A 13,978-nucleotide genomic window follows, 5' to 3' on the forward strand; every position below is an offset into this window, starting at 1 on the left:
CCGAACGCATGCACCCAGCTGCAACGCCGCATGGCTTCGCGGCAGGAGAGTCCACCCGGCGCGCCCTCGAGGCGCGTCGCGGCAGGCGGGCTTGCTGCGCCCAGCGCGATATCGCTATCGGTCCCTTAATCCTCCTTACAGCGGCCTAAAGCTTTCCCGCTGCCTATCCGATAACCAGGTATAGGCGGAAATCGGGGTGCGGCAACGTGTCCGGATGGAGTGCCACGACCAACCGCAGTGCAAGAGAGGAGGAGCGCCGATGTTTTCCCCAGGACACTCTGGAGCCAATGCGTACGCGCGCGTGGGCGTCGAGACAGGGGTGATGGGCGCGAGTCCGCATCGTCTGATCGTGATGTTGTATCAGGGCGCCCGGCAAGCGATTGCGCAAGCACGCATGCATGTGCAGCAAGGCAATGTGCCGGCGCGTGGTGAGGCGATCGGCAAGGCGATTCAGATCGTCGAAAGCGGGCTGCAAATGTCGCTGAACGTTGAGGTAGGCGGCGAGATTGCAGAGCGGTTGGACGCGCTATATAGCTATATGTCGCGCCGCTTGCTCGAAGCCAACATAAAACAGAGCGAGGCGATGCTGGTCGAGGTCGACGGCCTGCTGGCGACGCTCGAAGAGGCATGGATCGGGATTGCCCCGGAGATCGCGCGGATGGCAGCCCAGCCGGCCGCGGAAAGCATGAGATGACATCGAACGCAGAATATTTCGCCCGCTACGAGGCGATTGCAGCGATTTCCCGCCGCATGCTGACGGCTGCCCGGCGCGCCCTGTGGAACGATCTGGTCCACTTGCAGGAGGACTATCGGAATCTGGTGGACGCGTTGAAAGACGCGGAAACCGGCGTCAGACTGGACGATGCGGAGCGCCTGCGCAAATACGCGCTGATCCGTCAGATCCTGGCGGACGACGCTGCGATCCGCGATCTGGCGAATCCGCGCATGGCCAATCTGTCGGCGCTGTTCGCCGGGCGGCCGACCCGCGTGCTCAAGGAACTGTACGGGGCGCGCTGAGTTTGCCTGAGTTTGCCCGTGAGCAAGACGCTGCGTGAGTCGATCGGACGGAATTGAGCGCGTGGCTGCCAATGTGACCAAGGAATCGGTATGAACGGAATCGACGCGGTCGTCACTTCGCTGCTCGCGAACCGGGTCGACAGTCTGCTCAATCTCGCGCCGGGTAGCGCGACGGCTTCGCAGACCGGCGCGGCGGGCGTCGATACCGAGATCCTCAACACCACTCCCGTCGCGCCTCCCGCGACACCGCCGGCTTCCGCGCAAACCGCGCTGTCCGCCGTCGCGCTGACGCTCAATGCAATCGTGAACTCAGGCGGCGAGGCAACTCCCGCGATACTTGGCCAGGCGCCGATCTGGCCAGCCGCGCCGGCTCTCGACGTCGACGCCGGCGACTTGCCGCTCTTCGATACGGCTGCCACGCCTGCTGCTGCTTCATCCGCGAATCCGAATACCGCCGCTGCCGCAGGGACCGCGGCCACCGCCAATGTGGCGGCGGCTCAGGTGCCGGTCGCGGCGCTCGCGGCCGCGCTCGAACAGACGGTTGGAGAAAGCGGCCTGTTCTACGAATCCCATCTCGCCCAATGGCTGGCCGGCCAACGGCCGCCCGCCGCCTTGGCCGGCGAGGCGCAAAACAAGCTGGTGGCCGCCGCCGCGCAATTGCCGCTCGACTGGGCGAGCGATGCCGATCAGGCCTCTTCCGCGAATGGGACAAACCGGCAGGGCATGGGCGCAGCGCCTAACGGTCCGGCTAACGGCGCGCCGGATGGCAATGCAGCCGCCCGCGCGATGCCGTCGATCCAGACCGCGCAGGCCGCGCGTTTCGTAGCCGGCGAGGTGCTGGCGAGTTCTCTGTCCGACCTGAACGGCCAGCCGGCGCACGCGAGCGCGCATAGCGCCGCGGCGCAACTGGCCGACGACGGGTCGTCGCAAAACGCCCAATCGATGGCAGCCGCCGTTCATCCCGCGACCGTTCCGTTGGTGCGTCAGCAACTCGATCTGCTCGCCACCGGGCAGTTCCGCTGGACCGGTGAAGCATGGCCGGGCGCCAAGCTCGACTGGACCATCGAACAGGAAGGCGACGAATGGGACCGCAGCGGCGGTGGCACGGCGAGCGAGGACGATCAGCCGTGGCGTACGCGGTTGACGCTGTCGCTGCCCACGCTTGGCACCGTCGATGCGGACCTGACGCTGACCGGCACGCGGCTGGTCGCGCGGGTGCAGGCGAGCCCGGCCGGCGCCGCGCGGCTCGCGGCGCAGGGTGAGAGTTTTCGCCAGCGGCTGGCGGCAGCGGGCATCGAACTGAACGGACTGACGATTCGCGAGATCGGCGGGGGCATGCCGGCTAGCGCGGTGGGCGCTGCGGCGGCTGCGGCGGCCGGGCAGGCGGCGGCATCGGCTTATGCGCGTTCGGCGTCGGCTGCTTCCGCGGCTGATAAGACGCCGGCGGGGCGTCGCACGGCGCGTGTCGGCCGCCCGGGCGCTACGCCGGTCGAAGATTTCGATTGGGATATGTGATGAGCCGCAAACATCGCCGCAGCGCGGCCGCGCTCGTCTACGACGCACAAGGCAGCGATCCCGCGCCACGCGTGATCGCCAAAGGCTACGGCATGCTGGCCGAGATGATCGTGCAGCGCGCCAAGGAAGCCGGCCTGTATGTGCACGAGGCGCCGGAAATGGTCTCGTTGCTGATGCAGGTCGACCTCGATACGCGGATTCCGCCGCAGCTCTATCAGGCGGTGGCGGAGTTGCTCGCGTGGCTGCATCGGCTGGAAAGCGGCGCCGAGCCCGAGCCGGAAGGCGGTGCGGGCGCCGCGCTGGACGTTACCGATGTGGTCGCTACGGATGTTGCGGACGTTTCTGGTGAGGCGCCCAGGCGCTGAATATCGAGCGCGGCCGCTTGCTCCGCGGCCGTTGTCGCAATACGCCGTTCTGCCTCAGTTGCCGACTATCTGATCCGTTGTCAGTCGCCCATCAAAACCGCATCATCAGCTTCAGCAGCGCATTCACCCGCTTGCCGTACGGCGGCGAGATCCACCCGCGCGCGTTCAGGCGTGCCTGCGTCAGCACCGGCTTCATCTTCGAGAAGGTCACGAAGCCTTCGTAACCGTGATACGCGCCCATCCCGCTCGCACCGACGCCGCCGAACGGCAGGCTTTCGCACGCCAGATGCATCAGCGTTTCGTTGATCGCCATGCCGCCTGCGATGGTGTCGCGCGTAACGCGTTCGATGGTCGCGCTGTCGTCGGCGTAGAGATACAGCGCGAGTGGGCGCGGGCGCGTGTTGATCCATGCGATCGCATCGTCGAGCGTGTCATAGGGGACGATCGGCAGCAGCGGGCCGAAGATTTCCTCCTGCATCAACGCGCTTTCATCCGGCGCATCCGTGACGGCGATCAGCGGGAAGCGGCGGCTTGCCTCGTCAGGCGTGCTGTCGGTGAGCGTGTGCAGTTGTGCGCCGGCGGCCTGCGCTTCGTCCGCGAGACGCTGCAGCCGCGCGAAGTGCCGCTCCGAGATGATCGACGTGTAGTCGAGGTTGTGCGCAAAGTCGGGATACATCTTCGCCATCCTTGCGCGCGCCCGTTCGATGAACGCCTGCTCCTTGCCGCGCGGCACCAGCACGTAGTCCGGCGCGACGCAGGTTTGGCCCGCGTTGAGCGTCTTGCCGGCGACGAGGTTATCCACCGCGTTGTCGAAGCGCCCATGCTGACCGATGATGGCCGGCGATTTGCCGCCCAGTTCGAGCGTGACCGGCGTCAGATGTTCGGCGGCGGCGCGCATTACTTCATGGCCGACCTTGGTCGAGCCGGTGAACAGTAAGTGGTCGAATGGCTGGGCGCTGAACGCGGCGGCCAATGCGGCATCGCCGTTCACGACGGCGACGTGGTCGCGCGCGAAGGTCTGGCCGATCAACTGCTCGAATAGCGCCGAGGTGCGCGGCGTCAGCTCCGACATCTTGATGATGGCGCGGTTGCCAGCCGTCAGCGCGCTGATCAGCGGGCCGGCGGCGAGCAGCACCGGATAATTCCACGGCACGATGATGCCGACCACGCCGAGCGGTTGCGGCACGACTTTCGCCCGCGCCGGCATCAGCCATTTACTGGTGCTGCGGCGTTGCGCTCTCATCCAGCGTTTGCCGTGCCTGAGCGCGGCATCGATCTCTTCCTTGATGAGCAGGAATTCGGCGAGCAGCACCTCCTGTTTCGCGCGATTGCCGAAGTCGGCGTTCATCGCTTCGGCAAGTGCGTCGCGGTTGTCGAGCATGACTTTGCGCAGCGCTTTCAGATGGCCGGCACGCGCATCCCACGACGGATACGGCGCGCGCAAATACGCATGGCGTTGATCGCGCAGCAGCGCTTCGAGCGCGGCGACTTCGGGCAAATCGTTCTTCATGTGTGTCCACTCCCAGATGGATAACGTGCGCGTTGAGTCGCGCTTATTGGTGTGTTGTGCTGTTGAATGCCCGCTCGATGATCGCGGCATGGTCGAATGTCGCCGGCAGCGTGCCGTACACGCGGCCGCTCTCGCCGCAGCCGTCGGCGAGACGCGTCGCGATGAAGGCCTCGGCGACGTCCGGCGGCGCATGTTTCACCAGCAAGGCGGCTTGCGCGATCAGCACGATTTGCTGCGCGATCCGTCGCGCGGAGGCTTCGCGATGTTCGGCGGGTCCGTTGAGCGTGGCGGCGAGCTTGCCGAGCGCCGTGCTCAACGCCGGGTGCCCCTGCGCATCCGCTTGCCATGCCGCGAACAGGGCCTGCGCCGCTTCGGGTTCGCGCTCCATGGCGCGCAGCACGTCGAGGCACATCACGTTGCCCGAGCCTTCCCAGATCGAATTGACGGGCGCTTCACGATAGAAGCGCGCCATCGGACCGGTTTCGACATAACCGTTGCCGCCCCAGACCTCCATGGCCTCACCGGTGAATTCGAGTGCGCGCTTGCAAACCCAGAACTTCGCCGCCGGGGTGACGATCCGGCGCCATGCGCGTTCGGCGGGCGCGGCCGATGAGGCATCGGCGGACGCCTCGAACGCGCGCGCGAGTCGCATGAACAGCACGGTCGCGGCTTCCGATTCCAGCGCCAGGTCGGCGAGCACATTGCGCATGAGCGGCTGGTCGGCCAGATGACGGCCGAAGGCGCTGCGGTGCCGGGCATGGTGAATCGCCTGCACCAGCGCCGCCCGCATCAAGGCCGCGCTGCCGATCACGCAATCGAGCCGCGTGTAGTTCGCCATTTCGATGATGGTCGGCACGCCGCGGCCTTCCTCGCCGATCATGATGCCGAACGCGTCGAAGAATTCGACTTCGCTGCTGGCGTTCGAGCGGTTGCCGAGCTTGTCTTTCAGACGCTGGATCTGCACGGCGTTCTTACTGCCGTCCGGCGCGAAGCGCGGCACGAAGAAGCATGAGAGGCCTTCGTGATCGTCGGTGCGGGCGAGCACCAGATGCGCGTCGCATTGCGGCGCGGAGAAAAACCACTTGTGCCCGACGAGCCGGTATTCCGCGCCACGGCCGCTGCCGCGCGTGGCATACGCACGGGTCTGGTTGCTGCGCACGTCGGAGCCGCCTTGCTTCTCAGTCATGCCCATGCCGATCATCGCCGACGTTTTCTGCGTGAGCGGCACGTCGCGTGAATCGTGTTCACGGGCGTAAAGCTTGTCGCGCAGCGTGTCGAACAGTGCGGGTTCGCGTTGCAGCACCGGGATGCTCGCGAAGGTCATCGTCAGCGGACAAAGGGAGCCGGATTCGAGTTGCGCGTGCAGGAAGTAGCCGGCGCAACGCGCGACCATCGCGCCGCGCTGCGGGTCCGAAAACGGCAATGCGTGCAGACCTTCGCGGCGCAACAGCCCCAGCAGCGTGTGCCACGAAGGGTGAAACTCGAGCGCGTCGATGCGTTCGCCGCGCGGGTTGTGCGTGAAAAGTTCGGGCGTATGGCGGTTCGCCAGTTCGGCGAGCGCGAGTGTCTCCGGCGTGGTGAGCGCCGCGCCGTGCCGCTGCAGCGCCTCGCGATGCCACGCGGCCCCGTCGCGTTCGAGGGCGGCGGACAATGCCACATCGCTCGAAAACAGGTTGTAGTCCGCGAGCGGAGGCGCCTGATTTGTCACGTCGTGAGTGTGGCCGAAACTGTGCGGTTCCATCTGCTGTCTCCGTTGACCGGATGCGCGCCGTCGCTGATCGACGGTGCGCTGTTTTATCGTGGTGTGTCGTGCCGCATGCTCAGAGGACGGCGCACCGGGCGCCGTGTTTGAATGCCGCGCGCGGCGGCCTGGCGGGCACATGCGCGTCTTTCATCATAGGGTCGCGGGCGGGCTTTCGTTTAGAGGGATCGCTCTGACATGAACTCGCTTTCGCGCCCGAACGCTCCCTACAATGCCGAGGAAACACACGTAGACAAGTGTGTACCCATCATTTGCATGGGGTCGGAGGACGAGCTTGGCATGGGATCGGGCAACGCGTTAAAACGCGAACGCCGATTGACCACTCAAGCGCTAACTCCGGCCGACAGAGACAGGGTCCGCGAGCAACGCGGCCCAATTGGAGGAGCGGATGCAATACGACTACATCATCGTCGGTGCAGGCTCAGGCGGCTGCTCGCTCGCGAGCCGTCTGGCGGATAGCTGCCCCGACGCGACGATCGCCCTGATCGAAGCCGGCCCGCATACGGACCGTAATCTGTTCGTGAACATGCCGGTGGGCGTGGCGGCCGTCGTGCCGCACAAACTCAAGACCAACTACGGTTATCTGACGACGCCCCAGCCGGGGCTCGGCGGGCGTCAGGGCTATCAGCCACGCGGACGCGGCTTCGGCGGATCGAGCGCGATCAACGCAATGATCTACACGCGCGGCCATCCGCTCGATTACGACGAATGGGCGCAGCTCGGCTGCGAAGGTTGGTCATGGGCCGAGGTGCTGCCGTATTTCCGCCGCGCCGAAGGCAACGAGCGCGGCGCCGATGCATGGCACGGCGCGGACGGCCCGCTGACGGTGTCCGACCTGCGCTATCGCAATCCGTTTTCGAAGCGCTTCGTGCAGGCCGCGACCGAAGCCGGTTACAAATCGAACAGTGACTTCAACGGCGCGGATCAGGAAGGCATCGGCTTCTATCAGGTGACGCAGCGCGACGGACGGCGCTGCAGCGTCGCGCGCGCCTACATTTACGACCGCGCCCGCCCCAATCTGCATACGATCGCCGATGCGACGGTGCTGCGCGTGACCTTCGACGGCAAGCGCGCGAGCGGCGTCGAAATCGTGCGCAATGGCCGTACCGAAACGCTGGAAGCGCGCGCCGAAGTGGTGCTGGCAGCCGGCGCGTTCAATTCGCCACAACTGCTGATGTGCTCGGGCATCGGGCCGGCGGCGCATTTGCAGTCGCTCGGCATTCCGGTGCTGCACGATGCGCCCGAGGTTGGCCAGAACCTGATCGATCACGTCGACTTCACGATCAACAAACGGGTGTCGTCAATCGAGCCGACCGGCTTTTCGATTCGCGGCATTGCGCGGATGCTGCCGCAGTTCGTGACCTTCATGCGGCATGGGAAGGGCATGCTGTCGAGCAATGTCGCCGAAGCGGGCGGCTTTCTGAAGAGCCGCCCGACGCTCGAGCGCCCGGACCTGCAACTGCATTTCTGTGCCGCGATCGTCGACGACCATAACCGCCATATGCACTGGGGCCATGGTTATTCGCTGCACGTGTGCGTGCTGCGGCCGCACAGCCGCGGCACGGTGACGCTGGCGAGCGCCGATGCTCGCACCGCGCCCGTGATCGATCCGCGTTTTTTCAGCGACTCGCGCGATCTCGACCTGCTGGTGGAAGGCGCGCAGATGGCGCGGCGCATTCTCGATGCGCCTTCGCTGGCGCTGCATGGCGGCAAGGAGTTGTACACGCATGTCGGCCAGAGCGAGGCGGAATTGCGCCAGACCATCGCCGAGCATGCCGACACGATCTATCACCCGGTGGCGACGTGCCGGATGGGCGGCGATGCGCAATCGGTGGTCGATCCGCAGTTGCGGGTGCGCGGCGTGACTGGGTTGCGGATCGTCGATGCCTCCGTGATGCCGACGCTGATTGGCGGCAACACCAATTCGCCGACGGTGATGATCGGTGAGCGCGCGGCCGAACTGATCGCGGCTAGCCGCCGGGAGGGGCAAACGGTACCGGCGATGACGCGGGCAGGCGTCGCCGGCGTTACCGCGAATGCGGCCTGAGGCGGGCGCGGCAAGTCTTCTTGATCGGCACGTGCCACTGACCATGGCGCGTCGCCATCGATTGGCTGCTATTCGCCTCCTCCGTCCGGATGGCAGCACTTCAATCTTCCTAATTTAGCTCGTAAATATAAGAATATTTAGGCCAACGTCGGCTAATTCGTCATAAATTGTGCCGCTTCGTTTATGAGATTTCCCCAAACCTATAATCGCGCCGCGAAAAGGAGCGCGTCAGGTGGCGCGTTCGGGAACTCAAGGAAGCGAAGCGATGAGTATCAATGTGATTCAGCTGATTCAGTCCGCATTGACGGACGGCGTCGTGCGACAGTTGGCGGCCCGCTTCGGGCTGCCGCCGGACGCGACCCAGAAGGTGCTTGCAACAACCGGCCCGGCTCTGGTCGCCGGCCTGATGCAGAAGGGCGCGACGCTCGACGGCGCGCGTTCGCTATTCGCAACGGTCCTCTCGCCTGAGGTGAACGGTCACATCGCCGAGCAGTTGCCGCAACTGCTCGGCAGCACGACCGGGGTGAGCCAGCTGGAAGGCACGGGGCGTCAGTTGCTCGAGCGTGCGCTCGATCGCCGCGTCGACACGCTCAGCGACGAAGTCGCGGCCCAAACCGGCGTGCCGGCGCACGCGACGCACGCCATGACGGGTATCGTCGGCGCCACGGTACTGGGTCTGCTGAAGCGGCATTTTCTCGAAGGCCAAGGGAACGTCGGTCAGCTGCCGACGCTGCTGGGCCACCAGCTGCCGGCCATTGCGCCGTATCTGAACGACCGCCTTATGGCCGGCCTCGGCCTGAGCGGACTCGGCGCGTTCACCGGCAATATTCTGTCGCAGCTGAAAGCGGTCTCGGCGCACATCGACCATCCGACGCCGGCGGCCAAGCCGGTGGCCGAAGCCGTGTCGAGCATCCGCGTGCCCGCCGACGCAGTGGTGCGCGAAGAGCGCCGTTCGCGCAAGTGGCTGTGGTGGCTGCTCGCGGCAATCGCCGCGGTGCTAGCCTTCCTGTTCCTGCGCGGTTGCCAAAGCGAGCAACGCGGTGAACAAAGCAGCGAGCGCAGCAGTGCGGAAGCCGCGGTAACTGTGCAGCCGGCCTCAGCGCCGGCTGAAGCCTCGGCCGCCGGGGTTTCAGCGCCCGCGGCCAGCGAAGTCGCGGCTTCGACGCCCGCAGCGAGCGCCGCAGCAGCAAGTGCCGCCACCGAAACGGCGCAACCCGCCGCCGCGCCCGCGCCGACCAAAGACAGCCCGCTCAGCTTCACGGTCGACACCGCCGGCAAGCCGACGCTCACCGCGACGGTCGGCAGCGAAGCCGAAAAGACCCAACTGATCGACGCACTGACAAAGCGCTTCGGTGCCGAGCATTTCGTCGCGAATGTCACGGTCGATCAGGACACCAGGCCGGCCGGCTGGCTCGCTCATCTGGACGGCTTGCTGCCGCTGATGGCATTGCCGGGCGCGGAAGTGAAAGTAGATGGCGCGCACATCGAACTCAGCGGCAGCGCCGCCAACGCGAAGCTCGGCTGGCTCGACAAACTGAAGTCGCTGTTCGGCGCGTCGTATCAGATCGGTTCGTTCAACGTCGAACAGGCGGTCGCCAATGCAACCGAGAACTTCCGTGGCGCGATCAAGGGATTGCTCACACCGGATAGTTCGTGTGCAGCAGCGGACGTGGTGAAGGTGCTGAACCTGCAGGTGATTAACTTCACCAGCGCCAGCGCTCGCGTGCCGGCCTCGGCGATGGAAGACCTGAACCAGTCGGCGCAAGTGCTGAACGCCTGTGCACGCAATGGCAAGATCGCCAAGCTCGAAGTGGCGGGCTATTCGGACAATGTCGGCGGCGCGCAAGCCAATCTGCAACTGTCGAAGAAGCGCGCCGAAGCGGTCCGCGCGTATCTCGTCAAGACGGGTGTGCCGGCAGATTCGCTGGTCGCGCAAGGTTACGGCGACGTCCATCCGGTTGCGAGCAACGACACGGCGAGCGGCCGCTTTGCCAACCGCCGTATCGAGTTTGTCACGCAGCAGTGATGATGGCGCTCAGTGAGCGTTGGAGGTGATACCCGGCCCGAGCATGAAATCGTCGCCGGCCTGGCCCGGCAGCGTTTCGCGGGCCACCTCGAGCCACGCGCGCGCCGCATGCGATAGATAGCCGTTGCGGCGCCAGCCAATTGCCATCTCCCACGGAATCTCCGGTTCCACCACGGGGCGGCAGGTGAATTGCGCCGCGTCGAGCCGTCGGCAGTACGGCGCCGGCAACAGCGCGATACCGACGCCGGCCAGCACCAGCGCCGCCATGAAATCCCAGTGCCCGCTACGCCCGACGATGGTCGGCGCAAAACCGGCGGAGCGGCATGCATTCAGCACGACGTCGTTGAGCGCGAGGCTCTCGCCGTAGAACACGAACGGCTCGTTGGCGAGTTCGGCGAGCGGCACTTCGTGCAGAGGATCCCAGCGTGACCCGGTGCGCGCGACCAGCCACAGCAATTGCCGCGTCATCGGCAGCACTTCGATATTTTCCGGATCGACTGGTTGCAGCACGCCGCCTAGCTCCAGCTCGCCGTGGATCAGCGCGGCTTCGATCGCGCGTGAACCCTGCTCGAACAGCTTAAGGTCGATTTTCGGGTAGCGCTGGCGGAAGGCGGCGATGGCCGGCGTGAATAGCGAGCCGCCCATCGGCGGAATGCCGATCGTCAACTCGCCTCGGCCGAGCGTGTCGAGATCGTTCAGTTCGGCCTGCAACTGCGCATGGGCGGCCAGCACGTCCTGGCCGCGCTGGTAGACGATCCGGCCGGCGTCCGTCAGCACCATTTGACGCCCGTCGCGCAATAGCAGCGGCGAGCCGATTTCGTCTTCCAGCGACTTGACCATCTTGCTGATAGTCGGCTGCGTGACGAACATCTGCTCGGCGGCGACGGTGAAGCTCTGTTGACGGACTACTTCAACGAAATACCGCAGCGCACGTAGTTCCACGATCCAGGACTCCAGAATTCCAATTTGGAATGATCTGAGCGATTGTAAGTCATTGCATTTATATTGCTGCCACTTGCCTATGGGTGGCGATCGGCGACATCGCTGATGCTGGTGAAGCTGCCGCACCTGCGGCCAGAATGGCAGCGCAGTCTGATCGCCCGGCGCCTTTCCAGGATGGGCCTCGCCAGAAGCGGGCTACCATCGACGGTTCTCTACCGTTCGGCCCGCAGCGCCCGTATCAATCCATGACACCCATCTCGATCATCATTCCCTGCTACAACAGCGCGACGACGCTCGCTCGTGCACTCCACAGCAGCCTGATTCAGCAGGAAGCGGCGCAGATCATCGTGGTGGACGACGGCTCGACCGATACATCCGCCGACGTGGTTGCCCACTACAGGCATCTCGACGCTCGCGTGTGCCTGCTGCGGATGCCGTGCAACGGCGGCCCGGCTCGGGCGCGCAACTGGGGCGCGATGCACGCGGCGCACGGTCTGCTTGCTTTCCTCGACGCCGACGACGAATACCTGCCCGGCGCGCTGGCCGCCGCGAGCGCGTTTCTGACGCAGAACCCGAATGAAGTGTCCGTGCGGCTCGACGTCGACTACACGGATTTTCCGGCCGAGCTCACCCGTCATAGCGACTTCGCACAGCACGCCGCAACGCTTAGCAATACGGTGCCGAGCAGTCTGATCATCCGCCGCGCGGTGTATGCCGCGCTCGGCGGCTTTCCGATGGACGACGCGTTCCGCCGCATCGGCGGCGAAGACGGCGCGTTTTCGTGGGCCTTGCGCGACATTTTTGGCAACCGGCGCCTGGACGACGCCAAACGCGTGCGCATGCACTATCACGCGGGCATTCACGCCGAACGTTACTTCCGCATCGCACTGGGCATGGAGGCGCCGGATCCCACCGATACGGCTGACGCATTTCGGTTTTCGAGGCAGTTTCTCGACATCGCGCGCGCCGGTATCGAACAATTGCGCGCGGCAAGCGTCGCTGCCTAACCCGCCACGGCTACCCTCCCGGATCACGTCCAGCTGATCCGATCCACACCCCGAAGCCATCTCGATTTGCTACAATCGCCGTTCGTCTTCGAGGAGCGTTGCGACGGGTACCGCGAATCATCATGTTCGCCGGCCGCCCGCCAGGCTCGGAGGCTTCAATCGGAGGGCCAGGATGCGCATTGCGCTCCCATCCACCGCATCGAACCGCGCTCACGTCAAATTTCTAGTCAATTTTTTAGAAAGGAGGGCGTGATGAACGCCGCAGTTCTCGATTCAAATTCCAAGCAGGATTTCCTCGTCGCCGATATGTCGCTTGCAGCCTGGGGCCGCAAGGAACTGAATATCGCTGAGACCGAAATGCCCGGCCTCATGCAGACCCGCGAGGAATACAAGAGCTCGCAGCCGCTGAAGGGCGCGCGCGTTGCGGGTTCGCTCCACATGACGATTCAAACCGGCGTGCTGATCGAAACCCTGACGGCACTCGGCGCGGACGTTCGCTGGGCATCGTGCAACATCTTCTCGACGCAGGATCATGCAGCCGCCGCGATTGCGGAAGGCGGCGTGCCGGTGTTCGCATTCAAGGGCGAATCGCTCGACGAATACTGGGAGTTCTCGCACCGCATTTTCGAATGGCCGAATGGCGAATTCGCCAACATGATCCTCGACGACGGCGGCGACGCCACGTTGCTGCTGATCCTCGGCTCGAAGGCTGAGAAAGACCGTTCGGTGATCTCGAAGCCGGAAAACGAAGAAGAAGTCGCGCTGTACAAGTCGATTGCCCGTCATCTGGATGCGGATCCGGTGTGGTACTCCACGCGTCTCGCGCATATCAAGGGCGTGACGGAAGAAACCACGACGGGCGTGCATCGTCTGTATCAGATGGAAAAGGAAGGGCGCCTGCCGTTCCCGGCTATCAACGTGAACGATTCGGTCACCAAGTCGAAATTCGACAACCTGTATGGCTGCCGTGAATCGCTGGTCGACGGTATCAAGCGCGCAACCGACGTGATGATCGCGGGCAAGATCGCGGTTGTGGCTGGTTACGGCGACGTGGGCAAGGGCTGCGCGCAATCGCTGCGCGGTCTGGGCGCCACGGTGTGGGTCACGGAAATCGATCCGATCTGCGCGCTGCAAGCAGCGATGGAAGGCTACCGCGTCGTGACGATGGAATACGCGGCAGACAAGGCCGACATCTTCGTGACGGCAACGGGCAACTTCCACGTGATCGGCCACGATCATATGGCGGCCATGCGCAACAACGCGATTGTCTGCAATATCGGTCACTTCGATTCGGAAATCGACGTTGCCTCGACCCGCCAGTACCAGTGGGAAAACATCAAGCCGCAAGTCGACCACATCATTTTCCCGGATGGCAAGCGCGTGATTCTGCTGGCTGAAGGGCGTCTGGTGAACCTGGGTTGCGCAACGGGCCACCCGTCGTTCGTGATGTCGGCATCGTTTACGAACCAGACGATCGCGCAGATCGAGTTGTTCGTGCACGGCGACAAGTACGAAAACAAGGTTTATGTTTTGCCGAAGCACCTTGATGAAAAGGTCGCGCGTCTGCATCTGGGACGTATCGGCGCAGAACTGACGGTGCTGTCGGACTACCAGGCGAGCTATATCAGTGTCGACAAGAACGGTCCGTTCAAGCCGAACCACTACCGCTACTAAGTAACCGCGTCCAGGTAGCATCAAGCGTGCGGGCGGTTTAACGCATGACAGTTTGACGACAAAGCGGCGCGCAAGGCGCCGCTTTGTTCGCCATGCCCGCCCCATTCCGCGCT

11 protein-coding genes and 1 riboswitch are annotated in these 13,978 nt (G+C 64.7%); of the genes, 8 read left to right on the top strand and 3 right to left on the bottom strand.

The features are described 5' to 3' along the window. The first annotated feature begins 259 nt into the window (after window positions 1-259). The 4 genes from fliS to PQQ95_RS01955 all read left to right on the top strand — a co-directional run bounded on the left by fliS (window position 260) and on the right by PQQ95_RS01955 (window position 2,897). Window positions 260-694, top strand: coding sequence for a flagellar export chaperone FliS (gene fliS, locus PQQ95_RS01940; RefSeq protein WP_408434275.1), 435 nt, complete (start codon window positions 260-262; stop codon window positions 692-694). After that, a complete protein-coding gene (locus PQQ95_RS01945) occupies window positions 691-1,017 on the top strand; it encodes a flagellar protein FliT (RefSeq protein WP_408434277.1) in 327 nt (108 codons plus the stop codon). Before fliS ends, PQQ95_RS01945 begins: the two co-directional genes overlap by 4 nt. Before the next feature lie 90 nt (window positions 1,018-1,107). Continuing rightward, window positions 1,108-2,532, top strand: coding sequence for a flagellar hook-length control protein FliK (fliK, locus tag PQQ95_RS01950; RefSeq protein WP_408434280.1), 1,425 nt, complete (start codon window positions 1,108-1,110; stop codon window positions 2,530-2,532). After that, a complete protein-coding gene (locus PQQ95_RS01955) occupies window positions 2,532-2,897 on the top strand; it encodes an EscU/YscU/HrcU family type III secretion system export apparatus switch protein (protein ID WP_408434283.1) in 366 nt (121 codons plus the stop codon). The genes fliK and PQQ95_RS01955 overlap by 1 nt, the downstream gene beginning before the upstream one ends. A gap of 91 nt (window positions 2,898-2,988) precedes the next feature. On the opposite strand, the gene PQQ95_RS01960 is transcribed toward PQQ95_RS01955, so the two are convergent. Beyond that, window positions 2,989-4,407, bottom strand: coding sequence for a coniferyl aldehyde dehydrogenase (locus tag PQQ95_RS01960; protein WP_408434284.1), 1,419 nt, complete (start codon window positions 4,405-4,407; stop codon window positions 2,989-2,991). 43 nt (window positions 4,408-4,450) lie between these two features. Then, on the bottom strand, window positions 4,451-6,148 hold the full coding sequence (locus tag PQQ95_RS01965; RefSeq protein WP_408434287.1) for an isovaleryl-CoA dehydrogenase: 1,698 nt from the start codon (window positions 6,146-6,148) through the stop codon (window positions 4,451-4,453). A gap of 409 nt (window positions 6,149-6,557) precedes the next feature. On the opposite strand from PQQ95_RS01965, the gene PQQ95_RS01970 reads away from it, so the two are divergent. Continuing rightward, window positions 6,558-8,216, top strand: coding sequence for a GMC family oxidoreductase (locus tag PQQ95_RS01970; protein WP_408434289.1), 1,659 nt, complete (start codon window positions 6,558-6,560; stop codon window positions 8,214-8,216). Between the two features lie 265 nt (window positions 8,217-8,481). After that, window positions 8,482-10,242: an OmpA family protein gene (locus PQQ95_RS01975; RefSeq protein ID WP_408434292.1), complete on the top strand. Its 1,761-nt coding sequence runs from the start codon at window positions 8,482-8,484 to the stop codon at window positions 10,240-10,242. Window positions 10,243-10,251: 9 nt separating this feature from the next. Here the strand turns inward: PQQ95_RS01975 and PQQ95_RS01980 are convergent, their stop codons facing one another. Continuing rightward, entirely contained in the window at window positions 10,252-11,184 is a 933-nt protein-coding gene (locus PQQ95_RS01980; protein ID WP_408434295.1) for a LysR family transcriptional regulator, read from the bottom strand. A 245-nt stretch (window positions 11,185-11,429) separates the two neighbouring features. Between PQQ95_RS01980 and PQQ95_RS01985 the strand changes: the two genes are divergently transcribed. Next, window positions 11,430-12,191: a glycosyltransferase family 2 protein gene (locus PQQ95_RS01985; RefSeq protein WP_408434297.1), complete on the top strand. Its 762-nt coding sequence runs from the start codon at window positions 11,430-11,432 to the stop codon at window positions 12,189-12,191. Between the two features lie 84 nt (window positions 12,192-12,275). Then, window positions 12,276-12,410, top strand: a riboswitch (S-adenosyl-L-homocysteine riboswitch). A gap of 33 nt (window positions 12,411-12,443) precedes the next feature. Next, entirely contained in the window at window positions 12,444-13,865 is a 1,422-nt protein-coding gene (ahcY, locus tag PQQ95_RS01990) for an adenosylhomocysteinase (RefSeq protein WP_408434300.1), read from the top strand. The last annotated feature ends 113 nt before the right edge of the window (window positions 13,866-13,978 follow it).

The sequence above is a fragment of the Paraburkholderia caffeinilytica genome (assembly GCF_046030355.1).
Taxonomy (GTDB): Bacteria; Pseudomonadota; Gammaproteobacteria; order Burkholderiales; family Burkholderiaceae; genus Paraburkholderia; species Paraburkholderia caffeinilytica_B.

Excerpts from the sequence above, each read along its gene's own strand:
- fliS (WP_408434275.1), top strand. The coding sequence starts at position 260 with ATGTTTTCCCCAGGACACTCTGGAGCCAATGCGTACGCGCGCGTGGGC.
- PQQ95_RS01945 (WP_408434277.1), top strand. The coding sequence starts at position 691 with ATGACATCGAACGCAGAATATTTCGCCCGCTACGAGGCGATTGCAGCG.
- fliK (WP_408434280.1), top strand. The coding sequence starts at position 1,108 with ATGAACGGAATCGACGCGGTCGTCACTTCGCTGCTCGCGAACCGGGTC.
- PQQ95_RS01955 (WP_408434283.1), top strand. The coding sequence starts at position 2,532 with ATGAGCCGCAAACATCGCCGCAGCGCGGCCGCGCTCGTCTACGACGCA.
- PQQ95_RS01960 (WP_408434284.1), bottom strand. The coding sequence starts at position 4,407 with ATGAAGAACGATTTGCCCGAAGTCGCCGCGCTCGAAGCGCTGCTGCGC.
- PQQ95_RS01965 (WP_408434287.1), bottom strand. The coding sequence starts at position 6,148 with ATGGAACCGCACAGTTTCGGCCACACTCACGACGTGACAAATCAGGCG.
- PQQ95_RS01970 (WP_408434289.1), top strand. The coding sequence starts at position 6,558 with ATGCAATACGACTACATCATCGTCGGTGCAGGCTCAGGCGGCTGCTCG.
- PQQ95_RS01975 (WP_408434292.1), top strand. The coding sequence starts at position 8,482 with ATGAGTATCAATGTGATTCAGCTGATTCAGTCCGCATTGACGGACGGC.
- PQQ95_RS01985 (WP_408434297.1), top strand. The coding sequence starts at position 11,430 with ATGACACCCATCTCGATCATCATTCCCTGCTACAACAGCGCGACGACG.
- ahcY (WP_408434300.1), top strand. The coding sequence starts at position 12,444 with ATGAACGCCGCAGTTCTCGATTCAAATTCCAAGCAGGATTTCCTCGTC.